The following is a 23,337-nucleotide window of genomic DNA, read 5'->3' on the forward strand; positions in this document are numbered from 1 at the left end:
GCTTTCCCTGTTCTGGCGGGAGTGTGGTCTCCCTTGCCGGGAAGCCTGGGAAAAGCCTTTCGGTTTCACAAATTCAATTCTCGCGTCACGGGTATCGGAGAAACAGATACCGAAAAATTACCTCGTGTTCTTATGGGCTTGGGCGGCGGAAATAAATTCCCGCGTGACCCGGGACAAGGGCGCGCCCTTGCGCCAGACGGTTCCGACCTGCACAACGGGCAGGCGTCCGGAGACATCGCGCGACACGATCCGGTCGCCCTCGAGCGACCAGCGGCGGTAGACCATCTCGGGCAGCAGCGCGATCCCCGCCCCGGTCGCCACCAGCGAGCGCACCGCCTCGACCGAGCGGGTGCGGAAGGCCACCCGCGGCCGCGCGCCGAAGGCCGAGAGCAGCTTCTGCGTCGCCTCCTCCATCTCGTCGACCCTGAGCATGATCATCGGCTCGTCCGCCAGATCCTCGATCGAGACCGAGGGCCGGGTCACCAGCTCGTGGCCGTTCGGCAGCCAGAGCTGGTAGGGCGAGGTGTCGATGATCTCGGTCTGAAGCGCCATGCGGTCGCGCATGTTGGTCGTCACCATCACCGCCACGTCGAGCTCGCCGCCGACCAGCAGGTGCTCCAGGTAGTCGCCGCTATCCTCCAGCGCGCTGACCTCGACCAGCGGATTGGCGCGGCGGAACCGCGCCAGGATGTCGGAAAGCACATAGCCCGCGACCAGCGAGGTCACCCCGACATGCAGCCGCCCTTCCAGCGCCTCGCCCTCCTCCGACAGCGCCTTGCGCGCATCCGACACCCCCGCGAGGATCCCGCTGGCATGGCGCAGGAACTGGTGGCCCTTGTGGGTGATGTCGAGCCCGCGCGGATGGCGCAGGAAGAGCGGCACGCCCAGATCGGCCTCCAGCTCGCGGATCGCCTCGGTCACGGCGGATTGCGAGATCGCCAGCGCCTGGGCAGCGCCCGAGACCGTCCCCGTCTCGGTCACGGCGACGAAATAGCGGAGCTGCTTGAGCGTGAAGGCCATCGGCGTCCCCTGCTGGAAAGGATCGGCGCAGGCGGGGCGCGCGCCCGTCCCGCCGCCTTGGCTTAGCGCATTTCCCCGCCCCGGGCCAAGGACCGCGGCGCGGCGGCGTCTGGCATTGCCGGTTTGCGAATGCAGCATGGACAAACTTGAAATAGATGGCAACGCCGACGCCGCGCTAGGCTCCTGTGCGAACTTGGGGACGACTCGATGGCACCGATCTGCACGGCACCCGCCCTGTCCGGACAGGCGGCAGGAACACCGCGTCCATCCGCAGGCCGGACCGCGCGACTCGGCAGCACCGCCGCCGCGGCCGCGCAGGTTGCAGCTCTGCCCGGCCGGCCCGGATCCGGCGCGGCACCTGCCCAAAACCCGGGCAGCCGCGGCACCGCACGGCCCGCGCGCAGCGGCGGGATTGCCAGCGCGCCACGGCCCGGCTTCGATTGCTTCAGGGGGGATACCATCTGCGGGACCTCCGCCCCGGTCCCGCCATCGCGAAAGGTCACGCCATGAGAGATTTCCTGCGCCGGCTCCGCCGCTCCGGCGAGACCGCACGGCCGCCCCATGCCTGGCTCGGCGCGCTTGGCGGGCTGGCCCTGCTGGCGCTCAGCACCGTCTTCGTCATCGGCGGGCTCGAGCTCGGCACCGGCACGCCGCGGCGGCTCGGCACCGGCGCCTTTCCGGTCATCACCGGCCTGGCGCTGGCCATCCTGTCGCTGGCCGTGATCGCGGGCGACCTGCGCGACAGCTCCGAGGCCGAGCGGCCCGACTGGATCTCGTTTGCCGCGATCGGCGCAGCGCTGGCCATCTTCGCGCTGAGCGTCGGGAGGATCGGGCTGGTGCCGGGGGTCTTCCTGGCCACGGTCACCGCGAGCCTGCCCGACCCGTCACTGAAATTCCCCGGCAAGGCGGCGCTCGGCGCGGTGGTGGCGCTTGGCTGCTGGGGGCTCTTCATCGGGCTGATCGGCCTGCCCTTCAAGCCCTTCGCCTGGAACTGAGCCATGGATATCCTCACAGGTTTCGGCCAGGGGCTGCTGGTCGCGCTCGAGCCCGTCAACCTGCTCTACTGCTTCATCGGCGTCTTCCTCGGCACCTTCATCGGCGTGCTGCCGGGCATCGGCTCGATGGCGGCGATCTCGATGCTCCTGCCGCTGACCTTCCATCTCGACCCGACCGCCGCGCTGGTGATGATCGCCGGGGTCTATTACGGCGCGGAATACGGCGGCTCGATCGCCTCGGTGCTGATGAACATCCCCGGCACGCCCTCCTCCTCGATCACCTGCATCGACGGCTATCCGATGGCCCGCGACGGCCGCGCAGGCATCGCGCTCTTCGCCAGCGCAGTGGCCTCCTTCGGCGGCGGGCTGATCGGCATGGTGGTGATGGCGGTGCTCGCCCCGGCGCTGGCCTCGCTGGCGCTGAATTTCGGGCCGACCGAGTATTTTGCGGTGATCCTGCTGGGGCTCGTCGCCGCCTCCGCGGTGTCGAATGGCAGCCCGGTCAAGGGCATCGCCATGGTCGTGGCCGGGCTGATGCTGGGCACGGTCGGGGTCGACATCACCACCGGCGCCGAGCGCTTCACCATGGGCATCCCCGAGATGCGCGACGGCGTGCATCTGGTGATCGTCGCCATGGGGCTCTTCGGGGTGGGCGAGCTGATCGTCTCGATCCGCGCCAATGCGGCCGGGGCGCACCAGAACGCCATCGACTATGCCCGCTTCTACCCCTCGCGCAAGGAATGGAAGGCGATGGCCGGGCCGGTCTGGCGCGGCGCGGGCATCGGCAGCTTCTTCGGCGCGCTGCCCGGCACCGGGCAGACCGTCGCCTCGGCCGTGGCCTATGCGGTGGAGAAGAAGCTCTCGCCCAACCGCGCGAATTTCGGCAAGGGCGCGATCGAGGGCGTGGCGGTGCCGGAGGCGGCCAACAACTCGGCCACCCAGACCGCCTTCATCCCGACGCTGACGCTGGGCGTGCCGGGCAGCGCCTCCATGGCGCTCGTGATCGGCGCGCTGATGATGTACGGCATCGTGCCCGGGCCGCGGCTGCTGGTCGACCATTCCGACCTGTTCTGGGGGCTGGTGGCGAGCTTCCTTATCGGCAACGTGCTGCTGCTGATCCTCAACATCCCGATGATCGGGCTCTGGGTGCGGCTGCTGCAGATCCCCTACCGCTACATGTATCCCACGATCATCGTGCTGATCTGCGTCGGCGTCTATTCGGTCAACAACAACGTCTTCGACATCTGGCTGACGCTGGCCTTCGGCTGGGCGGGCTACCTGATGCGGCTCTTCCGCTTCGAGCCCGCGCCCTTCCTGATCGGCTTCGTGCTCGGCCCGATGATGGAGGAGCAGCTGCGGCGCGCCATGCTGCTGTCGCGCGGCGACGCCTCCGTCTTCCTGACCCGGCCGATCAGCGGCACGCTGATCGCCGCCACCGTGCTGCTGCTGGCCTGGTCGCTCTTCGCGGCGATGAAGGCGCGCCGCGCCGGCCGTCCCGCCCTGGCCCTTTCCGACGAGTAACCCCCTGACAAGACCAAGGAAGCCCTGATCCATGAAACAGTTCCTCCTCTGCGGCGCCGCCGCGATCCTGCTGGCCGGCCCGGCCCTTGCCGAGCCCGGAAAATGGACGGACGAGCCGGTGCGCATCGTCGTCACCTTCCCGCCGGGCGGCACCAGCGACCTGATCGCCCGCATCCTGGCGCAGTATTTCGAGAGCGAGTTCGGCCAGAAGGCGGTGGTCGACAACCGGCCCGGCGCGGGCGGCACGGTGGCGGCGGACTATGTCGCCCAGCAGGCGCCCGACGGCACGACGCTGATCCTGGGCAACAACGCGCCCTTCACCATCGCGCCGACCCAGTTCGACAGCCTGCCCTACGACCCGCTCGCCTCCTTCACCCATATCGCCTATCTCGGCGCCTCGACGCCCGCGCTCTTCGTGCAGCCCGATAGCGGCATCGCCTCGCTCGACGACTATGTCGAGGTGGCCAGGACCGACGGCATCACCTACGGCTCCTCCGGCGTCGGCTCGATCACCCATATCCTCGGCAAGGCGGTCGATATCGACCTGGGGATCGAGCAGATCCACGTCCCCTACCAGGGCAGCGCCCCGGCGATCCAGGATTTCCGCGCCGGCGTGCTCGAGGCCTATTACGACATGCTCGCCCAGAACCGCGACCTGATCCGCGACGGCGAGGCGCTGCCGATCGCGCTGGCCGCGCCCGAGCGCTCGCCGCTCTTCCCCGAGATCCCGACCTTCCGCGAGCTCGGCCATGACATCGTCGTCGAGAACTGGACCGGCCTTTCCGGCCCCGCGGGCATCGATCCGGAGATGGCCGCGACCATCCACGACACGGTCGAGGCGGTGATGGCGATGCAGCCGGTGGTCGACCAGCTCGCCGAATGGGGCATCACCCATACCGCGATGAGCTCCGAGGACTTCACCGCCTTCGTCGGCGGCACGATCGAGACCTGGGCCCCGCTGATCGCGGCCGCCAAGGTCAATGGCGGCTGAGCCATGGGACCGGCCATCGCCCGGCAGGGGGAGCTTCTCCCCCTGCGCTTCATCCTGAACACCTTCTATTCCGGCCCGCAGGCCTGGTTCTTCCTGGCCGCCGATAACGGCCATTTCGCCGCGGAGGGGCTGGAGGTCGCCTTCACCGAGGGAAGCTCGCTCGCCCGCGCGGTAGAGACACTGGCGGCCGGCGGGTTCGAGGCGGGCTATGGCGACCTGAACGAGCTGGCGCGGATGCGCGCCGAGGGCCGCCGCGACACGCCCGTGGCGGTGATGGCGATCCACAACCGCCCGCCCTATTCCATCGCGGTCGATGCCGCCGGGCCGATCGCATGCCCTGCGGATCTGGCCGGGCGGCGTCTGGTCTCGCATCCGCAGGACGCCGCGATGCTGCTCTTCCCGGAATTCTGCCGCGCCACCGGGCTCGACCCGTCAACGGTCTCGATCGACATTTCCGGGGCGCCGCATACCGAGATGGTCCCCGAGATGCTGGCAGGCCGCTGGGACGGCGTCTTCGGCTTCGTCAACACCCTGGCCGCGCAGGCGCTGGAGGCGGGGATCGAGGCCGGGACGCGGCTGCGCCACCTCGCCTGGGCCGAGCATGCCCCGGCCTTCGGCGGCGGCGCGCTGATGGTCGACCGCGGCTTCCGCGAGGCCCATCCCGGGGCGGTGGCCGGGCTCTGCCGCGCGGTCAGCCGCGGCATTGCCGAGGCCGCCGCCGATCCGCAGGAGGCGATCGAGGCCGTCGCCCGCCGCAATCCGGACATCGACCGCGCCGCCAATCTCGCACGGCTCGAGGGCACGCTGGCGCTCGAGATGGGCGATGCCGCGGCACGGGACGGGCTCGGCGACATCGCCGATGCGCGGCTGGCCGAGATCGCCCGGCTGATCGCCGGCGCCAAGGGCTATGCGCATTGCCCTGCCCCGGCCGAGGTGTTCGACCGCAGCTTCCTGCCGCCCCCGTCCGAGCGGGCGCGGATGCCCGGCAGCGGAGGTTCCCCGTGAAAATCGCCGTCTTCTTCATCGGCGCCCTGCAGGACCGGGGCTTCAATGCCAGCGCGCTCGAGGGCGCGGAGGCGGCAAGCCGCCTGCCCGGGGCCGAGATCGAGATCGTCAGCGGCACGCCCTTCGAGCCCTCTGCGATGATGCGCGGCCTCGAGGCCGCCGCGGGCCGCAGCGACGGGGTGATCGTCATCGGCGGCCAGGGCAACGGCGTCGCCCCCCAGATCGCCGCCGCCCATCCCGGACGCGCCTTCGCCGTGGTCCAGGGCGCCGTCACCGGGCCCAACCTGGCAAGCTACGAGGTGCTGCAGGAGCAGTCCGCCTTCCTCGCCGGCTGCCTCGCCGCGCGTCTGACGCAAAGCGGCACGGTCGGCCATCTCTCGGGCCACCGCGTCGCGCCGGGGCTGAAGGGCCGCGCCGCCTTCGCCGCGGGCGTGGCCCATGCCGATCCCTCGGTGCGGCTCCTGACCGGCTTCTGCGGCACCCAGGATGACAGCGCCGTGACCGAAGCCTGGGCCGCCCGGATCGCGAGCGAAGGCGCGGATATCCTCTTCACCATGCTCAATGCCGCGCGCGAGGGCGCGAGCCGCGCCTGCCGCGCCGCCGGGATCCGCCAGATCGGCAATGTCTCGGACTGGTACGCGGCCGACCCCGCGCTCTATCTCGGCTCGGCCGTGGCGCGCATCGACCTGGGCGTGCTGCAGGCGGCGGAGGACATGCTGGCCGGGGTCTCTCCGGAGGCGGTCCGCCATATGGGGCTGGCCGAAGGGGCGGTGCGGCTGGCCCTCGCCCCGGATGCCGGCGCGGCGGTAGCGGAGGAGCTGGCGGCGCTGGCCCGCCAGATCGCCGCAGGGCAGCTCGCGGTGCCCGGCGGCTATGACGGGCCGGAGCTGCCGCCGCCAGGCTAGGGCGCCGCGGGCGGCCCCGGGTCCGGCACTGCCGCCCTGCGCGCTGCCTGCCGCCGCCTGATGCAGAAAAACCCTCCGTTTCGAAGCATCTGGAGATGCCCGGTTGCACGCGGCAGCCCGGCCGTGGAACGTGGGGCAAGATGTCGAACGGAGAAAAGACCCGATGGCTTCCAGAATGCTTTCCGCGCCGCTCATCCTCGTCCTGGTCGCAGGGCTCGGCGGCTGCGACCCCGCGGCCTTTGCCGTGCCCGGCAGCGATGCGCCCAGCCCCGTCTCGGACGAGATCCGCGCCCTCGCCGCGCCCTACCAGGATGTCGAGACCGCCCGCATCCTGCCCGCGGACGGCTGCTACTGGTACGAGCATCGCGGCCCGGTGGAGACCACGCTCCTGCCGCTGCTGACCCGCGAGGGACGGCCGATCTGCACCGCCGCCTCGGTCGAGGCGAAGGCCGCGACGCCCGCCGCCGCGGCGGGCTGAGCCCGGCATCCCCGCCGGGCCCGGCGGGGTCAGCGGCGGGGTCAGCGCAGGATCAGCTCTGGGCGCCGAGCGCGTTCTCGGCCGGGTGCAGCGTGGCGCGGCTGCCGACGGCGACATTGTCGTAGAGCCCGATCATGTGCACCATGACCATCCGCACGCAGCCCGAGCTGGCGCGCCCGCCGATCGAGCGCGGCAGCGGCGTGCCGTGGATGCGCAGATAGGTGTCGCGGGCGCCCTGGTAGAGATAGAGCGCGCGCGAGCCCAGCGGGTTGCCGGGACCGCCCGGCATGCCGCCGGAATGCTGGGAGTAGAGCTGCGGATCGCGGGCGATCATCTCGGCCGTGGGCGTCCAGCTGGGCCATTTCGCCTTGCGCCGGATCGTGTAGCGCCCGGGCTCGTAGAGCCGCCCGCGGGCGATGGCGACGCCGTAGCGGTTGGCCGTGCCGTCCCCCTGGATGTGGTAGAGATAGCGCGCGACCGCATCGACATGGATGTCGCCCGGGGTCAGGCCGGGATTGGCCTCGACCCGGGTCGGCAGGAAGCGGTCGTTGAAGCCCCAGATATTGGTGGTGGAGGGGTTGTAGCCCGCAGGCGTGACCTGCGCGTCCCATTGCGCCCATTGGCCGGCCGTCGCGGCAGCGGCAGGCTGCGCGAGCGGCGCGGAGAAAAGACAGGCACTGGTCATCAGGAAATGGCGTCTAGTGAGCATTGGCAGCAGGCTCTCGACTGGGGGTGGCACAGGAAGCGTTCCGGACAGAAACTATGGCGATGTCCGCACGGGTCGAGTGTCCACCCCCGCGCGCTTCAGCGCAAGTCACAGATTCGCGGCATTTTCCGGGCCTTTGCGGGTGCCGGCCGCCCGCCGGAGCACGGCCGCCCGGCTGCGCGAGGCGGGCCGCGGCAAATCTCTTGACTTAGGGGTAATACAGGGCGAATGCTTTGTATTCAGGCCTTGAAATGCGTTTTCCGTCCTTCTGCCAGAGGTACGCCATGACACCGCATCTTTCCGCCACTGTCCTCGCCATTTTCCTGGCGGCGGCGCTGCTCCCGGCTGCGGGACCGGCCGCCGCGCAGACCGGCTGGGAGTTCAAGGTCACGCCCTATGGCTGGATGGCCGGGCTCGACGGCGATCTCGGCACCGTGCCCGGGCTGCCCGCGCAGGATGTCTCGCTGTCCTTCGGCGACATCTTCGACGATCTCGACTACGGGCTCTTCCTCTTTGCCAGCGCGCGCAACGGGCCCTGGGTGGTCTTCCTCGACAGCTCCTCGGTGCAGACGACCTCCTCCAGTTCGGTGAACGGCCCCGATGTCGCCAGCGTCGAGGTGGAAAGCCGGACCACCACGCTGGCCCTGGCCGTGGGGCGGACCGTGTCGCAGACGCCGGTCTCGCTGGTCGATGCCTATATCGGCGCGCGCGCCTGGTGGCTCGACAACGACTTCACCGTGCGCACCCAGCCCTCGACCGGCCAGGGCACGCTGAGGAAGAAGACCGATGCCGACTGGATCGACCCGCTCATCGGCATCTCCGGCCAGTACCAGGCCGCGCCGAGCTGGACGATCTTCGGCAATGCCGAGGTCGGCGGCTTCGGCCTCGGCGCCGACCTGGAATGGAGCGTGATGGCCGGGGCGAGCTACGCGCTCAACGACTGGTTCGGCCTGACCATGGCCTGGCGGCACCTTGCCGTCGATTACGGCGAGGACGGCATCACCTACGACGTCCACCAGAGCGGGCCGCTGCTCGGCGCCACGTTCCGCTTCTGATCCCGGCCCGACTTTTCCATGCAATGCCAGAGACTTGCCGATGGAAGTTCATGCGATCCGGCCCGCGCCGGGGGTCACATCTTCTGCAGGTATTGCTCGGACACATAGCCCTTCAGGCTGCGCGCCTCGTCCAGCGAAACGCTGCACCAGCGCGTGCCGCCGGTGCGCTGGCAGCTATGGACCTGCAGCACCGTGCCGTCGGGAAGCCCGACGATCACCCTGAAGCCTGTGCCCGGCCCCGCGCGCATCTTCAGCATGTCGTCTTCGCCCACGCCCACGACCTCGTAGCGCCCGAGCGACGCGGCCAGGGCGGGCTCGACCGCCGGAACCGCGGACGCAGCCGCCGCCGATAGCGCGAAAAGGATGGCCTTCCGCATCGCATTCTCCTGTTTCCTGCCTCGGCGGCAGCCTACTCCGGACGGGCCCGGAACGAAATAGCCGCCTGGCCGCCGGCGCCCCCGGACCGCGCCGGCTGCGGGAAGCGCGCAACAGGGGGCCATGGCGGCGGGCCGGATGAACTTTGCCCGCCAGCCATTTGCAAACCAAGGAAAAGCTGCCGGGATCCGGCGGGCCGTGCCTAGCACCCCAGCATCTCCGCCACCCAGGCAGGCACGATCTCGGTCGCCGGTCCCTGCCGGGTCTCCTCGAAATCATGGCTGACCTCGGAACGCTCGAGATTGAGCTCCAGCGTCTCCGCCCCGGCACGCGACGCGTCCTGCACGAAGGCCGCCGCCGGAAAGACCTGGCCCGAAGTGCCGATCGCGACGAAGAGCTCCGCGGCGCGGATCGCGTCCCAGATCTCCTCCATGTGATAGGGATACTCGCCGAACCAGACCACGTCGGGCCGCGTCGCCGCCTTGCCGCAGGAGGGACAGGCATCGGCCACCCGCATCTCGGCCGGGGCGTCCCATTTCGCGCCGCAGGCCTGGCAGAGCGCGCGCATCAGCTCGCCATGCATGTGCCAGACCGCGCGGCTGCCGGCCCGCTCGTGGAGATTGTCGATATTCTGCGTGACGATCCGCACCTCGCCGGGCATCGCCGCCTCCAGCTCGGCGAGCGCCAGATGCGCCGCGTTCGGCGCCGCCGCCAGCAGGTTCGCGCGGCGGGCATTGTAGAAGCCCGTCACCAGCCCGGGATCGCGGGCGAAGCCCTCGGGCGTGGCCACGTCCTCGAGGTCGTATTTCGTCCAGAGCCCGTCCTTGTCCCGGAAGGTCCCCAGCCCGCTTTCCGCCGAGAGCCCCGCCCCGGTCAGGATCACGATCCGCGCCATCTCAGCCTCCTGTGCCGCCCGCGCCTTGTTCCGGCCTGCGCCCGGCGCGGTCAATGGGGCAAAAGACGGCAGCAAAGCGCAGATCAGGAAGATGCAAGACAAGCGCGTCCCCTTCTGCGACGCTGGGCCCGGGCCGCTGGCCATCCGCCTCCCGCCTGCACACAGGAGATCGCAATGAAGAAGCCCATCCCCGGCATCGCCCGCTACGACAATCCGGCCGGCGGCTGGGGCGCGCTGCGCGCCACGGCAAAGGCCATCCGCACGCAGATGGACGCCTCGGACGCGGCGGTGACGCTCCTGCGCACCAACAAGCCCGCGGGCTTCGACTGCCCCGGCTGCGCCTGGCCCGACAAGGAGCATACCTCGACCTTCCAGTTCTGCGAGAACGGCGCCAAGGCGGTGACCTGGGAGGCGACCAAGCGGCGCGCCCCGCCCGAATTCTTCGCCGCCCATACCGTCACCGAGCTGCTCGGCTGGAGCGACTTCGACCTGGAGAACCAGGGCCGGCTGACCCATCCGATGCGCTATGACCGCGACAGCGACCGCTACCTGCCGGTGAGCTGGGAGGAGGCCTTCGCGCTGGCCGGCACGGTGCTGCAGGCCCAGCCGGATCCGGATGCGGTGGAGTTCTACACCTCGGGGCGGGCCTCGAACGAGGCCGCCTTCCTCTACCAGATCTTCGCGCGCGAATACGGGACGAACAACTTCCCCGACTGCTCGAACATGTGCCACGAGGCGACCAGCGTCGGCCTGCCGAAATCGATCGGCATCGGCAAGGGCACGGTCTCGCTCGAGGATTTCGACCATTGCCAGATGATCATCGCGATGGGCCACAACCCCGGCACCAACCATCCGCGGATGATGGGCACGCTGCACGAGGTGGCGCGGCGCGGCGTTCCGATCGTGGTCTTCAACCCGCTGCGCGAGCGCGCGCTGGAGCGGTTCGCCGATCCGCAGGACCCGCTGGAGATGGCGACGCTGGGCTCGACCGACATCGCCTCGAGCTACCACCAGGTGAAGGTCGGCGGCGACGCGGCGGCGCTCAAGGGCATCATGAAGGCGGTGCTGGAGATCGAGGCCGCCGAGGGCGGCGCGCTGGATCACGCCTTCATCGCCGAGCACACCAACGGTTTCGAGGCGCTGAAGGCCGATCTGGAGGCGACCGGCTGGGACGCGATCGAGGCGGCGAGCGGGCTCGGCGTGACGGCGCTGCGCCAGGTGGCGGCGGCCTATGTGCGCTCGGAGGCGACCATCGTCACCTACGGCATGGGCATGACCCAGCACGCGACCGGGACCTCGAATGTGCAGCAGATGGCCAATCTCCTGCTCTTGCGGGGGAATTTCGGCAAGCCCGGCGCCGGGATCTGCCCGCTGCGCGGCCATTCGAACGTGCAGGGCGACCGCACCGTCGGGATCACCGAGAAGCCCGGCGCCGCCATGCTGCAGCGGATCGAGGCGGCCTTCGGCTTCGCGCCGCCCGCGGCCCATGGCCATGACGCGGTGGCCGCGGTCAAGGCGATCGTCGCGGGCAGCGCCCGGGTGCTGATCTCGCTCGGCGGCAACCTGGTCGTCGCCATGCCGGACCGCGAGCAGACCTACGCGGCGATGGGCGCGCTCGACCTGACGGTATCGATCGCGACCAAGCTGAACCGCTCGCATCTGCTGGTCGGCCGCGAGGCGCTGCTCCTGCCCTGCCTCGGCCGGACCGAGGTCGACCTGCAGGGCGGCGTGGCGCAGTCGGTGACGGTCGAGGACTCGATGTCGATGGTGCATGCCTCGCGCGGCAAGCTGCCCCCTGCCTCCGAGCATCTGCGCTCCGAGCCCGCGATCGTCGCCGGGATGGCGATGGCGGCACTGCCGTCGAGCCGCGTCGACTGGGCGGGGCTGATTGCCGATTACGACCGCATCCGCGACAAGATCGAGGCGGTCTTCCCGGATTTCGCCGATTTCAACACCCGCATCCAGGTGCCCGGCGGCTTCCGCCTGCCGCTGCCGCCGACCGAGCGGGTCTGGAACACCGCCTCGGGCCGCGCCGAGTTCCTGCCCTTCCGCGGGCTCGAGGAGGACCCGGAGGTCTCCGGTCCCGCGGTGCTGAAGCTGACCACGCTGCGCAGCCACGACCAGTACAACACCACGATCTACGGGCTCGACGACCGCTACCGCGGCGTCTTCGGGCGGCGCGACGTGGTCTTCGTCAATCCCGCCGACCTGGAGGCGCTGGGGATCGAGCCGGGCGACACGGTGGAGCTGGAGACGGTCTTCGCCGACGGCCGGACCCGGCGGCTGAGCGGCTTCACGGCGGTCGACTACGACATCGCCCGCGGCTCGGTCGGCGCCTACTATCCCGAGGCGAACAGCCTGGTGCCGCTGGGCTTCCACGACCCCGAGAGCGGCACGCCCTCCTACAAGTCGGTGCCGGTGCGCCTCCGCGCCCTGCCCGCCGGCTGAGCCGTCCCCGGGCCGGTCTTTCGGACCGGCGCCGGGCGCCCCGCGCCTGCCTGCGCGTCGAGAGGGACATGCGGGCGACGTTCCGCTTGCGCAGGCCGCGCAATGGCGCGGCCGCGGCAGTCCGGCCGGGCGGAGAGGCTCCGCCGGACCGGACCGCCCTGCCGCCTGTCAGGCGGCGGACTGCACCGCGCGCGCCTTTGCCCGCCGGGCGATGCTGGCGGCGAAAAGCGGCGTCTCGCGGCGGTTGTGGTCGCCGCCCGAGTCCTGGCGTGCGGCCGCGGCGGCCTCGTAGGACAGCTGGTGCGCCTCGAGGAAGTCCATGAAGACATCGGTCGGATGCGCGGTCACGCGGTTGGTGTAGCGGGTGCGGCCGCCCTCGATCGCCTCGGCGATCAGCTCCCAGACGACATTGACCTGGGTGCGGCCATTGGCGGTGAAAACGTCCGAGATCGAGTTCATCCGCACATAGGCGGGTCCGGCCTCTTCGCAGACATAGTGCTGCACCACCAGCCCGGTGCCGATCATCTCGACATTGATCGACATGCGGCGGCCGTCATCGGTTGTTGTCACCCCGGCGGCGATATGGTCCGGCGGGCAGCAGCGCAGGTACTCGGCCTCGGGCAGGCTGAAGAGCCACTCCTCGATGTCGATCTGCTCCAGCGGCAGGTCGATCTCGGCGGAATAGGCGGAACGGGACAGGATGCGGTCGAGAACTTTCATGGCAGTCTCCTTTGCTTGCCGGCGGCGGCCCCGATGGCCGGCCACGGGCGGGATTTACGTAGACCCATCCGGTCCGATAAGGCTTGCAGATCCCGAAACCGTTTTGCACGGAGCGCACAAATGGCCGATCCCCGCTTTGCCGAGCATCTGGGCGTCTTCGTCGAGGTCGTCCGCGGCGGCAGCTTCTCGGCCGCGGCGCGGCGGCGCGGGCTGACGCCCTCGGCGGTGGCGCGGCAGGTCGACGGGCTGGAGGCCAGCCTCGGCGTGCCGCTCTTCATCCGCTCGACCCGGGCGCTGTCGCTGACCGATGCGGGCGAGCGGCTCTTCGAGCGGGCGCAGCGGCTGCTGGACGAGCTGGCCGACACCCATGCCGAGATCGCCGCCTTCGACGGCGCGGTCAGCGGCACTTTCCGGATCGCCTGCTTCCCGACCTTCGGCAAGCGCTATGTCATCCCCGCGGCCGAGGCGGCGATGCGCGCGCATCCGGGGCTGTCGGTGGAGCTCGACCTGACCGAGCGGCTGGCCGACCCGGTGCTGGAGCGGCTCGACGCGGTGATCCGCATCGGCACGCTGGCCGACAGCACGCTGATCGCGACGCGGCTGGCCGGGCAGAGCCGCCACCTGGTCGCGGCCCCCGGCTACCTGGCGCAGAACGGCACGCCCCAGACCGCCGCCGATCTCGACCGCCACCGGCTGATCGACAAGCTCCACGGCGCCGACCTGCTGGGCTGGACCGGGGTGCTGGGCCATCCGGCCGGGCGCGCCACCGGCCCCGGCGCGGTCTTCCGCTGCGACGATTTCGAGGCGATGCGCCTGGCCGCGCTGGCCGGGACCGGCATCGCCTTCCTGCCAAGCTGGGTCGTGGGCCCGGATATCCGCGCGGGCACGCTGACCCGGCTGCTGCCCGCCGCCGAAAGCTGGAACGCCGAGGAGGCCGGCATCTACCTGCTGCGCGCCCTCGCCCAGCCCTCGGCGAGGTTCCGCGTCCTGGCCGACGAGATCCGCCGCGCCATCGGCAGCCCGCCGGTCTGGAGCCTCTGAGCCCGTCTTTGCGTGCGGCGCATAAAAGTTTCGATCCATCCATGCATTATCGGAACCCCGGGGAAGGTCCATCTTCCGGCCAACCAGCCAGATAACGGAGTTCCCGATGACCTGCCTCGCCCTCGACCCGCCGCGGCCCCGCCGCGCCCGCATGCCGGCGCGCGCCACCACGCTCTTCTGCGCCATCGCCGCGGCCACCTTCCTGGCCAGTTCGGCGGCACCGACGCCGCTCTACCAGCATTACCAGGCCGCCTTCGGGCTCGGCCCCGGCGCGCTGACGCTGATCTTCGCGGTCTATGCGCTCAGCCTGCTGGCCGCGCTCCTGACCGTCGGCGCGCTCTCGGACCATGTCGGCCGCCGCCCGGTGATCTTCGCCGCGCTCCTGGTCAATGCCGCCGCGATGGCGCTTTTCATGACGGCGCAGAGCGGGCTGTGGCTCGGGGCGGCGCGGGTGGTGCAGGGCTTCGGCACCGGCATGGCGACCACCGCGCTCGGCGCGGCGATCCTCGATACCGACCGGCTGCGCGGCCCGCTCCTGAACAGCGTCACCGCCTTCTCGGGGCTGTTCTTCGGCGCGCTCGGCTCCGGCCTGCTGGTGCGCTACGCCCCCGCCCCCGAGGTGCTGGTCTATCTTCTCCTGCTCCTCCTCTCGGCGGCGCTGGCGGCGGCGGTCCGCTGGATGCCCGAGACCACCGAGCGGCGGCCGGGCGCGCTGCGCTCGCTTCTGCCAGAGCTCTGCCTGCCCGGCGCCGCGCGGCGCAGCTTCCTGCATGTGGCGCCGGTGAATGTCGCGGGCTGGGCGCTCGGCGGGCTGAATTTCTCGCTGATGCCCGCCCTGGCGGAGCTGGCGCTCGGGCGGCACGCGCCGCTGACCGGCACGCTGGTCGTGGCGACGCTGATGGCCGGGGCGGTGGCGGCGGTGGCCGGGCTGCGCCGGATCCGGGCAGAGCATGCGCTGATCGCCGGGGCCACCGCGCTCGCCCTCGGCATGGGGCTCGCCCTCTTCGCCCTGGCCCTGCCCTCGGTGCCGCTGATCTTCGCCGGCGTGGCGCTTGCGGGGGCGGGCTTCGGCGCGTCCTTCTCCGGCGCCTTCCGCGAGCTCCTGCCGCGGGCCGACCCGGCCGAACGCGCCGGGCTGCTCTCGACCTTCTACACGGAAAGCTACCTGGCCTTCAGCCTGCCAGTGATCCTCGCCGGGGTTGCCGTGCCGCATCTGGGGCTGGAGCGGACGGCGGAGATCTACGGCAGCGCGGTGATCGTGCTTTCCCTCGTCTCGGCGCTGCTCTTCGCCGGACGGCTGCGGCGTGCCTGAGCGCGTCCCGCCGTCTGGGGGGATACGACACAAGAGGCATTGTCCTCGCGAAGCGCTCCGGTTCCGCCCCCGGCCGGGCGCAGCGCTGGCGGCGCAGCAGCCGCCCGGCGCCCGCATCGCGTGGCGCAGCCGTCCCGCCTGACGGACCGTCCTCATCGCTTCCGGTCGCGGCCGGGTGCCGCGCGAGGTGGGCGCTGTGGAGGAGGTCCTACCGGGCGGGACGGGCGTGCCACGCAGGCGGGACGCCCCGGCGCCATGACGCGACGAGCTAGCCAGCAGAGCATCGACGGCGCGGCCGTTCCCTGGCCGGCGCGGGCCGCGGTCCATCCCGGCGAACATCCGGCCCGGGTCAGAGCCGCGCCGCGCCCGCGCCAAGCGGCCGGCAGCTCCAGCGCCGGATCAGCCAGCCCGGATGCGTGCCGCTCCAGCGCGCCAGCTCGGCCTGGCCGCGCAGCAGGCAGGCCCGCAGCGGCAGGTCGACATAGATCTTCGACTCTTCCCGGCAGGCCCCGGGGCTCGCGGCCAGGCAGATCACGAAAGCCAGCTCAATCATCGTGGTTCCTCCGCTCCGGCAGCAGCGCGCGGAACCCCAGCGCGAGCGCGGCGAAGCGCTCCGGCCGGCGGTAGGGACCGTCATGGCCGACCCCCTCCATCCGCACCAGCAGCCCGTTGCCCGCGCATTGCGCCAGCCGCTCGGCCATCATCGCGAAATGCGGGTAGGTCTGCGTGCCGAGCACGACCATCACCGGCACCTCCAGCGCGCCGAGATCGCCGCAGGAGACCGGCGCGCCCGGCGCCATGGCGGCAAAGACCGGAAGCGTGCGGCCATTCTCGCGCCAGTAGTCCGGAAACGGCGCGGGCTCTTCTGCGGCAGCGCCTTCGGGCAGGCGGAAGACCGTCTCGATGAAGCGCAGCGCGGCCGCCTCCGTGTCGCCCGTCCCGAGCGCCGCGATCGCCGGACCGAGGCCCGCGGAGAACTCGGCCAGCGCCGTCTCCGCGCCCGGCAGCCCCTGGAGCAGCGCCTCCACCGAGGGCTCGTAGAGCACCAGCGAACGGAAGAGATCGGGCCGCTCGAGCGCCGCATAGGTGGCGATCTCGCCGCCATAGGACCAGGCGACCAGATCGACCGGCCCGGCATCGAGCGCCCCGGCAACCGCGATCAGGTCGGCGACATGGGTCCCGCGCGAGAAGGCCGCGCCGTCATCGGGCCAGGCGGCCGTGCCGAAATAGCGCTGCGTATAGGCGACGAAGCGGGCCTGCGCGGCCACCGGCGCGGCATAGCGGTCCCAGACCCTGAGGTCCGAAAGCGCGCCGTGGAGGAACAGGACCGGCGGCCCCGCGCCCTCCTCGGCATAGCTCAGCGCGGCGCCCGCCACCGGCAGGGTCTTCAGCTCGGCCGCCATGCCCGGGCCCGCCGCCTGGGCGGCAAGGGCTGCAAGGCAGGCGGCTCTCAGGATGGGTGTCATGGCTCGGTCTCCCCGGGTGAGTCGCCGGATCCGGTCCGGCGCGGCTCCAGCCTCTGCGCGGCGACGTCACGGCAGCGTCACATGCCCCGTCACGCCGCCCGGCCGGCGCCGCAGGATGGCAGTTTTCCGCGGAAAGCCGCCGCCCCTATGCTACACTTCCCCAAGGGAAGGGAAACCGCCGATGTGCCTTCTTCAGATCCAGCTCCTGGGCGAGCCGCGCCTGGCCGGTCCCGGAGGCGCGCCGATCGCGCTGCCCGGACCGAAGCAGCTTGGCCTGCTCGCCTGCCTGGCCGCCGCGCCCGGCAGGCGCCGGGGCCGCGCGGCGCTGGCGCAGCTTCTCTGGGACGATGCCGCCTCCACCGCCGCGGCGCGCCATGCGCTGCGCCAATGCCTCCTGCGGCTGAGGACCCAGCTCGGCGCGGCAGCCGGGGCGATCGGCACGGATGACGCCGATATCTGGCTCGAGCCCGGACGTGCCGAGATCGACCTGGCGCTGCTCGGCGCGGCGGAGGAGGACGCGGCGGCGGTTCTGGACGCGGCGGCGGCGATCCGCGGCGGGTTCTGCGACGGGCTCGATGCCGGCGGCCGCGCGTTCGAGGCCTGGCTGCGCGCCGAGCGCAGCAGCTGCGACCGCGCCTCTGCCCGGCTGCTCGGACGGGCCGCGCGCCTTCTGGAAGAGCGCGGCGCGGCAGAGGAGGCCATCGCCGCCGCCCGCCAGCGTCTCGATTTCGCGCCGTTCGAGGATGCCGCCCATGCCGATCTGATCGCGCTCTGCGCCCGGCTGGGGCAACGGCAGGCGGCGGCAGAGGCCCATGCCGCCTGCCTGTGCCTCTATGACCGCGAGCTCGGCGTCGCGCCGGGCCCCGAAGTGGCCGCGGCGCTGCGCGTTCCGGCAGCGCCCCGCCCGCCTCTCGCAAGACCGGTTCAGGGCCTGCCCGCGCCGGATGCGCCCCGCGCCGCGCTGCGCGGCTTCGCCGCCGGGGCCGGGCTGGCCGCGCTGCTCTTCCAGGCGGCCGCCACCCTGCCCCCCGGCCCGCCGGTCCCGGCCGAGCGCAGCGCCGTGGCGCTCTGGGTCAGTGCTGCCAGCGCCTCGCCAGGCACCGCGGTGCCGCGCATCGATCCGTCCGAAGGAGGAGACCATGACCAGAGCTGGAGCGCGCTCTACACTGAAACAGGCCGCGACGCCCCGCCCGCCTTTCCCTATCCCGCGGGCTGCTGAGACACGGCGGCTGGCCCGCGCGCTGGCGGCCGCGGCGCTGTGCGCGGCGGGCCTGTCCGCCGCGGCGGCGGACACGATCGCGGGCGAAGGCCCGTTCGCGGCGAATTTCGTCGGCTATGCCGAGGCCGGGGCGCCGCCATTGCCGATCGGGCCGGGCCGCTATGCCGGGCTGACCGACGCGACGCTGACCGCGATGAATGCCGAGAACGCCGCCTTCCTCGACAGCCAGACCGGGCGCTGCCTCGGCAGCTGGGTGGTCGACGAGACCGCGCGGACCTTCGAGCAGCATGTCCATTGCACCTATACCGATGCCGATGGCGACCAGATCTTCGAGCGCGCCGATTTCGACAGCCAGCCGCTCGACGCGCCGCATGTCGGCACCGGGCAGTGGCAGGGCGGGACCGGCAAGTACGAGGGGCTCAGCGGCGTTTTCGAGATCCGCACGCGGGTGCTGCGCTCGGCCCGCGAGGGGCTGGTGCAGTATGTCGGCACCAAACAGGGCCGGTTCCGGCTGCCGCCGCGCGAGTGAGCCGCTTCAGGCCATGCCGGAGACGACGAGCGCAGCGCTCCAGCCGAGCAGCAGGAGGCCGAGCGGCGTGCTGATCCGGCGGCCCCAGGCGAAGTTCTTCTCCACCGCCATGATCCCGCCCAGCACCAGCATCCAGCCGAGATTGCCGGTGCCGAGGACGAACATCAGCAGCATCAGCGCCCAGCAGCAGCCGACGCAGAAGAGCCCGTGCCGCCAGCCCAGCCGCAGAGCGTTGCGCCGGTCGCGGCGGCCCTGCCAATGCTCGATCACGAAGCTCACCGGCATGCGGCAGCGCTCCAGGCAGCGGTGCTTGAGCGCCGAGAACTGGAAGGCCCCCGCCAGCCCGATCACCGCCGCGCCGAGCACCCAGCCGTTGAAGGTCAGCCAGGCGCTGCGCCGGACCAGCGCGGCGAGGCCCAGATCGGCCAGATGCGCCGCCGCGCCGAAGGCCATCCAGGCCGCCAGGTAGCCGCCGATCGCCAGCCCCAGAAGCTGCGCGCGGTCCTGCCGCCGCCGGATCAGCCGCGCATAGACATCGAGCACCGGCAGCACCGTCGGCAGCATCATCGCCGAGAGCATCAGCACCCAGCCCGCGATGTAGAGCGCGGCCGGAAACAGCACCTCGCCCGCGGGCAGCGCACTGCAGATCGCCCCGGCCAGGCCGATCTGCGTCCAGTCGCCATGGTCGAGATAGCGCGCATAGGGGCTTTGCGACCAGGCCCAGAGCAGCATCCAGGCCAGTGCCGCCAGCGCCAGGCCCAGCCCGTAGAAGGCGCGGCGGTGGATCAGGCTGCGCATCCCGGCTCAGGCGTGTTCGAAGCGGAAGGCGCCCTGGATGGCATTGGTCTTCTCGATGTCGAGATCGATCCCCGTGCCCTCGTCGCGCAGCCGGAAATACTCGGCCTTCGAGACATAGGCCGGGGCGCCGGGGATGGTGGTGAAGATGCTTTCGTTCAGCGTGGTGACCTCGCCGGTCGGGCCGCGATAGGGCTCCATCTCGGCCTCGAGCACGCCGTCGATGCGCAGCATGCCCTTGCCCTCGACCAGGGTGAAGGTGATCGCGGCGCGCTTGGGCTCCAGATCCTCGCCGACGAGCTGCGCCAGATCCGCCAGCGGCCCGCCCTTGCGCCCCTGCAGCAGGTCGACCGCCGCCCGGCTCTGCGCCTCGCTGGCGGCGCTGTCGACATAGAGCTGGCGCTTCCAGTTGCCGTCGAGCACGTTGCCGGGGATCTTGCCCACCCCGGCGATCACCACGCCGCTCATGTCGATGCCGTCGACCATGCCGGAATTGATCCGGTAGGCCAGCGTCGCGTCGCAATAGCCGTTATCGGGATCCTCGCCGATCCAGCAGGGGCAGAGCACGTTGCAGTTGCAGACTTCCAGCAGATCGCCTTCGATCGAATAGGACATCGCAGTTCCTCCCGGAAAGAGGCCGCCCGCGGGCGGCGCCAAGACCGCGGCGCGCGTCCCGCCGGGGGACGGCCGCATCGACTGCCGGGGTTCCTGCCTGTCCGGACGGTATCACATTTTAAACGTGAAATGAATTGGCGAAACGCAACCCAAGGGAGATCCTCCCCGCAGCGCCACCCCCCGCGGAAGACGGCGCCCTGACGGCGGAGACCGGAGCGTTTCCGCCCCGGTCTCTCATTTATTCCCGATACTTGCGGGCAAAAGCTCAACCGCCCTTCATGCGCTGCATGAGGAAGACCTCGGTGGCGCCGGCGACCGAGGCATGCCGCCCGGTCGCCATCTCGCCGTCGATCACCACCGACACGCCGGTGTCGAGGATCGGGGCCAGTCCCGGATAGGCCGCCTTCAGCCCGTCGAGGACCCCGGCGACCGTGTCCGCCTCGACCTCCACCGCGGTCTCGCCGCCGGTGAAGCGCGAGAGGCTCGACCAGAGGTTGACCGTGACCATGGCTCAGCCCTCCCGCGCGGCCCGGATCGCGGCCAGCACCTTGGGCGGGGACATCGGCAGGCTGCGCATCCGCACGCCCGCCGCCGCCTCGATGGCATTGGCGATGGCCGGAAGCGGCGGGGTGATGCCGGTCTCGCCGACCCCGCGCACGCCGAAGGGATGGCCCGGATTGGGCACTTCGACGATCTGGGTGTCGATCATCGGCAGGTCCGAGGCCACCGGCACGCGGTAGTCGAGGAAGACCGCATTCTGCAGCCGCCCGTCCTCGCCGTAGATATAGGCCTCGTTCAGCGCCCAGCCGATGCCCTGCGCGGCACCGCCCTGGAACTGGCCCTCGACATAGGAGGGATGGATCGCCCGGCCGGCATCCTGCACGACGAGATAGCGCAGCACGGTGGTGCGGCCGGTCTCGGGATCGACCTCGACATCGACGACATGGCAGCCGAAGCTGGCGCCGGCGCCTTCGGGCACGGATTCATGATGCCCCGAGATCGGCCCGCCGGTGGAGCCCATCTTGGCGGCGATCTCCTCGATCCCCATCGGCGGGAACTTCCCGGCATTCGGGCCCGCGGGCTGGGCGGCGCCATTGGCCCATTCCACGGCCTCCGGATCGATCCCCCATTCGGCGGCGGCGCGGCGGCACATCTCGGCGATGGCCTGGCGCGCGGCGACGACGGCCGCCTTGCCGCTGGCGAAGGTCGCGCGGCTGCCATGGGTCGGCTCGTTGACGCCGAGCGCCCCGGTCTCGACCACGTTCACCCGCACGTCCTCGTAGGGGATGCCCACGGTCTCGGCGGTCATCAGCGCGATCGAGGCGCGGCTGCCGCCGATATCGGGCGTGCCGACCGAGACCTGCACCGTGCCGTCCTCGGAGATCGCCAGCGACACCGAGGTCTCGCCGCTATGGTTGAACCAGAAGCCCGAGGCGATGCCGCGGCCCTGGTTCGGCCCCAGCGGCGCCGCCAGGTTGGGATGGGACTTCGCCGCCTCCAGCGTCTCGACCAGGCCGATCGAGCCGAAGGTCGGGCCGTAGCTGGCCCGGTCGCCCTCCTTCACCGCGTTCTTCAGCCGGACCTCGAGCGCGTCGAGACCCAGCTCGCGGCACATCTCGTCGATCAGGCTCTCCACCGCGAAGGCGCCCATGGGCGAGCCCGGGGCGCGGTAGGCGGCGCATTTCGGCCGGTTGGCAAGCACGTCGTAGCCGATATGCTGCGCCGCGGGCAGCTTGTAGGGGGCGAAGGCGCAATAGAGCGCCATGTCGACCGGCGCGCCGGGGAAGGCGCCGCCCTGCATGCGGAACTCGGCATGGGCGGCGGTGATCATCCCGTCCTTCGTCATGCCGATCTTGACGTCCATCGAGGCCGAGGCGGTCGGGCCGGTGGCGCGCAGCACCTCGGAGCGGGTCATGACGATCTTCACCGGACGCCCGCCGGCCTTGCGGCTGAGCGCCAGCGACAGCGGCTCCATGAAGATCGTGGTCTTGCCGCCGAAGCCGCCGCCGATCTCGGACGGCGTCACGCGGAGCTGCGCCGCCTCGAGGCCGAGCACGGAAGAGCACATCTGGCGGATGTACCACTGGCCCTGGGTGCAGACCCACATCTCGCCCTTGCCGTCGGCGCCGAGCTGGCCCAGGCAGGCATGCGGCTCGATATAGCCCTGATGCGTGGCCTCGGTCTTGTAGCTGCGTTCCCGCACCAGATCGGCGGCGGCGAAGCCCGCCTCCGTATCGCCATGGCCGAACTCGATATAGCGCGCGACATTGGGCGGGCTGCCCTCGGGCACGGTCGCATCGGCCGCGCCCTCGCGGATCACCGGCGCATCGGGGCGGATCGCGTCATCGACATCGATGACATGCGGCAGGACCTCGTATTCCACCTCGATCAGCCGCGCCGCCTCCTGCGCGCGCAGGGCCGAGGTCGCAGCGACCGCCGCCACCGCATGGCCGTCATAGAGCGCGCGCTCCCCGGCCATGGTGTTTTCCTGCAGGTTCCAGTTCTCGCCGGTCAGCCCCTCGGGGAAGTCGGCGCGGGTCACGACCGCCTTCACCCCGGGCAGCGCCTCGGCCTTCGAGGCGTCGATCTTCACGATCCGCGCATGGGCATGGGGCGAGCGCACGACCGCGCCCCAGAGCATGCCGGGCATCGAGACATCCGCGCCGTAGCGCGCGCGCCCCGTCACCTTGTCCAGCCCGTCCGGGCGCAGCGGCCTTGTGCCGACCAGATGGAGGGTTTCGCCGAGCTCGTCCTTCGCCATCACGCAGCCTCCTGCCGCATCTCCGCCGCCGCATCGAGCACGGCGCGGATGATCTTGTCATATCCGGTGCAGCGGCAGAGATTGCCTGCCAGCCAGTAGCGCACCTCGGTTTCGGTCGGGTCGGGGGTCTTTTCCAAGAGCGCCTTGGCCGCGACCAGGATGCCCGGCGTGCAGAAGCCGCATTGCAGCGCGGCATGCTCGAGGAACTTCCTCTGCAGCGGGTGCAGCTCGTTGCCCTCGGCCATGCCCTCGATCGTGGCGACCTGGCGGCCTTCGGCCTCGACGCCAAGAACCAGGCAGGAACAGACCAGCGTGCCGTCGAGCGTGACCGAGCAGGCCCCGCAATCGCCGGTGCCGCAGCCTTCCTTGGAGCCGGTCAGGCCGAGATGGTCGCGCAGGCAGTCAAGCAGCGACTCGCGCGGATCGGCCAGGAATTCGACCTCGTCGCCATTGACGGTGGTGGTCACGTGGATCTTGCTCATGGG

24 protein-coding genes are annotated in these 23,337 nt (G+C 71.2%); 12 read left to right on the forward strand and 12 right to left on the reverse strand.

Features of this window, described 5'->3' with window-relative positions; genetic code table 11:
* Positions 1-117: 117 nt before the first annotated feature.
* Complete coding sequence (locus tag FGX59_RS22215; RefSeq protein WP_138469323.1) at positions 118-1,020, reverse strand: LysR family transcriptional regulator; 903 nt, start codon at positions 1,018-1,020, stop codon at positions 118-120.
* Positions 1,021-1,526: 506 nt separating this feature from the next.
* Between FGX59_RS22215 and FGX59_RS22220 the strand changes: the two genes are divergently transcribed.
* The 6 genes from FGX59_RS22220 (at position 1,527) to FGX59_RS22245 (ending at position 6,915) form a co-directional block, all read left to right on the forward strand.
* Positions 1,527-2,015: a tripartite tricarboxylate transporter TctB family protein gene (locus FGX59_RS22220; RefSeq protein ID WP_138469324.1), complete on the forward strand. Its 489-nt coding sequence runs from the start codon at positions 1,527-1,529 to the stop codon at positions 2,013-2,015.
* Positions 2,016-2,018: 3 nt separating this feature from the next.
* On the forward strand, positions 2,019-3,536 hold the full coding sequence (locus FGX59_RS22225; RefSeq protein ID WP_138469325.1) for a tripartite tricarboxylate transporter permease: 1,518 nt from the start codon (positions 2,019-2,021) through the stop codon (positions 3,534-3,536).
* A gap of 31 nt (positions 3,537-3,567) precedes the next feature.
* Positions 3,568-4,527: a tripartite tricarboxylate transporter substrate binding protein gene (locus FGX59_RS22230; RefSeq protein ID WP_138469326.1), complete on the forward strand. Its 960-nt coding sequence runs from the start codon at positions 3,568-3,570 to the stop codon at positions 4,525-4,527.
* A 3-nt stretch (positions 4,528-4,530) separates the two neighbouring features.
* Positions 4,531-5,532, forward strand: a complete 1,002-nt coding sequence (locus FGX59_RS22235) for an ABC transporter substrate-binding protein (RefSeq protein ID WP_138469327.1) — start codon at positions 4,531-4,533, stop codon at positions 5,530-5,532.
* Positions 5,529-6,437 carry a BMP family ABC transporter substrate-binding protein gene (locus tag FGX59_RS22240; protein WP_171060779.1) on the forward strand — a complete coding sequence of 303 codons (909 nt, stop codon included), beginning with the start codon at positions 5,529-5,531 and terminating at the stop codon, positions 6,435-6,437. Before FGX59_RS22235 ends, FGX59_RS22240 begins: the two co-directional genes overlap by 4 nt.
* A gap of 163 nt (positions 6,438-6,600) precedes the next feature.
* Positions 6,601-6,915 carry a hypothetical protein gene (locus FGX59_RS22245; protein WP_138469328.1) on the forward strand — a complete coding sequence of 105 codons (315 nt, stop codon included), beginning with the start codon at positions 6,601-6,603 and terminating at the stop codon, positions 6,913-6,915.
* A gap of 52 nt (positions 6,916-6,967) precedes the next feature.
* Here FGX59_RS22245 and FGX59_RS22250 read toward each other — a convergent pair whose 3' ends face one another.
* Positions 6,968-7,624, reverse strand: coding sequence for a L,D-transpeptidase (locus tag FGX59_RS22250; RefSeq protein ID WP_138469329.1), 657 nt, complete (start codon positions 7,622-7,624; stop codon positions 6,968-6,970).
* 281 nt (positions 7,625-7,905) lie between these two features.
* Here FGX59_RS22250 and FGX59_RS22255 point away from each other — a divergent pair, with 281 nt between their 5' ends.
* Positions 7,906-8,676 (forward strand): hypothetical protein, encoded by a 771-nt coding sequence (locus FGX59_RS22255; RefSeq protein ID WP_138469330.1) that lies wholly within the window; start codon positions 7,906-7,908, stop codon positions 8,674-8,676.
* A gap of 74 nt (positions 8,677-8,750) precedes the next feature.
* Here FGX59_RS22255 and FGX59_RS22260 read toward each other — a convergent pair whose 3' ends face one another.
* Complete coding sequence (locus FGX59_RS22260; RefSeq protein WP_138469331.1) at positions 8,751-9,053, reverse strand: SH3 domain-containing protein; 303 nt, start codon at positions 9,051-9,053, stop codon at positions 8,751-8,753.
* Positions 9,054-9,253: 200 nt separating this feature from the next.
* The gene (locus tag FGX59_RS22265) at positions 9,254-9,946 is read right to left on the reverse strand and encodes an NAD-dependent deacylase (RefSeq protein WP_138469332.1); all 693 of its coding nucleotides are present in this window, start codon (positions 9,944-9,946) and stop codon (positions 9,254-9,256) included.
* A gap of 174 nt (positions 9,947-10,120) precedes the next feature.
* Between FGX59_RS22265 and FGX59_RS22270 the strand changes: the two genes are divergently transcribed.
* Positions 10,121-12,394 carry an FdhF/YdeP family oxidoreductase gene (locus tag FGX59_RS22270; RefSeq protein WP_138469333.1) on the forward strand — a complete coding sequence of 758 codons (2,274 nt, stop codon included), beginning with the start codon at positions 10,121-10,123 and terminating at the stop codon, positions 12,392-12,394.
* 168 nt (positions 12,395-12,562) lie between these two features.
* On the opposite strand, the gene FGX59_RS22275 is transcribed toward FGX59_RS22270, so the two are convergent.
* The gene (locus FGX59_RS22275; protein WP_138469334.1) at positions 12,563-13,114 is read right to left on the reverse strand and encodes a hypothetical protein; all 552 of its coding nucleotides are present in this window, start codon (positions 13,112-13,114) and stop codon (positions 12,563-12,565) included.
* 120 nt (positions 13,115-13,234) lie between these two features.
* Here FGX59_RS22275 and FGX59_RS22280 point away from each other — a divergent pair, with 120 nt between their 5' ends.
* Together FGX59_RS22280 and FGX59_RS22285 are read left to right on the forward strand one after the other, a co-directional pair.
* Entirely contained in the window at positions 13,235-14,155 is a 921-nt protein-coding gene (locus tag FGX59_RS22280) for a LysR family transcriptional regulator (protein WP_138469335.1), read from the forward strand.
* A 106-nt stretch (positions 14,156-14,261) separates the two neighbouring features.
* The gene (locus tag FGX59_RS22285) at positions 14,262-15,467 is read left to right on the forward strand and encodes an MFS transporter (protein ID WP_206078411.1); all 1,206 of its coding nucleotides are present in this window, start codon (positions 14,262-14,264) and stop codon (positions 15,465-15,467) included.
* Between the two features lie 349 nt (positions 15,468-15,816).
* Here the strand turns inward: FGX59_RS22285 and FGX59_RS22290 are convergent, their stop codons facing one another.
* The gene (locus FGX59_RS22290) at positions 15,817-16,020 is read right to left on the reverse strand and encodes a hypothetical protein (RefSeq protein WP_138469336.1); all 204 of its coding nucleotides are present in this window, start codon (positions 16,018-16,020) and stop codon (positions 15,817-15,819) included.
* Entirely contained in the window at positions 16,013-16,933 is a 921-nt protein-coding gene (locus FGX59_RS22295; protein WP_138469337.1) for an alpha/beta fold hydrolase, read from the reverse strand. Before FGX59_RS22295 ends, FGX59_RS22290 begins: the two co-directional genes overlap by 8 nt.
* A 181-nt stretch (positions 16,934-17,114) precedes the next feature.
* On the opposite strand from FGX59_RS22295, the gene FGX59_RS22300 reads away from it, so the two are divergent.
* Entirely contained in the window at positions 17,115-18,152 is a 1,038-nt protein-coding gene (locus FGX59_RS22300; RefSeq protein ID WP_171060780.1) for a BTAD domain-containing putative transcriptional regulator, read from the forward strand.
* Positions 18,073-18,681 (forward strand): hypothetical protein, encoded by a 609-nt coding sequence (locus tag FGX59_RS22305; protein ID WP_138469339.1) that lies wholly within the window; start codon positions 18,073-18,075, stop codon positions 18,679-18,681. Before FGX59_RS22300 ends, FGX59_RS22305 begins: the two co-directional genes overlap by 80 nt.
* A 6-nt stretch (positions 18,682-18,687) precedes the next feature.
* Here FGX59_RS22305 and FGX59_RS22310 read toward each other — a convergent pair whose 3' ends face one another.
* The 5 genes from FGX59_RS22310 to FGX59_RS22330 all read right to left on the reverse strand — a co-directional run bounded on the left by FGX59_RS22310 (position 18,688) and on the right by FGX59_RS22330 (position 23,334).
* Positions 18,688-19,479 (reverse strand): DUF2182 domain-containing protein, encoded by a 792-nt coding sequence (locus tag FGX59_RS22310; protein WP_138469340.1) that lies wholly within the window; start codon positions 19,477-19,479, stop codon positions 18,688-18,690.
* 6 nt (positions 19,480-19,485) lie between these two features.
* Positions 19,486-20,091, reverse strand: coding sequence for a DUF1326 domain-containing protein (locus FGX59_RS22315; protein ID WP_138469341.1), 606 nt, complete (start codon positions 20,089-20,091; stop codon positions 19,486-19,488).
* A gap of 265 nt (positions 20,092-20,356) precedes the next feature.
* The gene (locus tag FGX59_RS22320; RefSeq protein ID WP_138469342.1) at positions 20,357-20,599 is read right to left on the reverse strand and encodes a MoaD/ThiS family protein; all 243 of its coding nucleotides are present in this window, start codon (positions 20,597-20,599) and stop codon (positions 20,357-20,359) included.
* Positions 20,600-20,602: 3 nt separating this feature from the next.
* Positions 20,603-22,852 carry a xanthine dehydrogenase family protein molybdopterin-binding subunit gene (locus FGX59_RS22325; RefSeq protein WP_138469343.1) on the reverse strand — a complete coding sequence of 750 codons (2,250 nt, stop codon included), beginning with the start codon at positions 22,850-22,852 and terminating at the stop codon, positions 20,603-20,605.
* Positions 22,852-23,334 carry a (2Fe-2S)-binding protein gene (locus tag FGX59_RS22330; protein WP_138469344.1) on the reverse strand — a complete coding sequence of 161 codons (483 nt, stop codon included), beginning with the start codon at positions 23,332-23,334 and terminating at the stop codon, positions 22,852-22,854. The genes FGX59_RS22325 and FGX59_RS22330 overlap by 1 nt, the downstream gene beginning before the upstream one ends.
* Between the last annotated feature and the right edge of the window lie 3 nt (positions 23,335-23,337).

Origin of the sequence: Poseidonocella sp. HB161398 (assembly GCF_005870025.1) — a bacterium.
Classification (GTDB): Bacteria; Pseudomonadota; Alphaproteobacteria; order Rhodobacterales; family Rhodobacteraceae; genus Mangrovicoccus.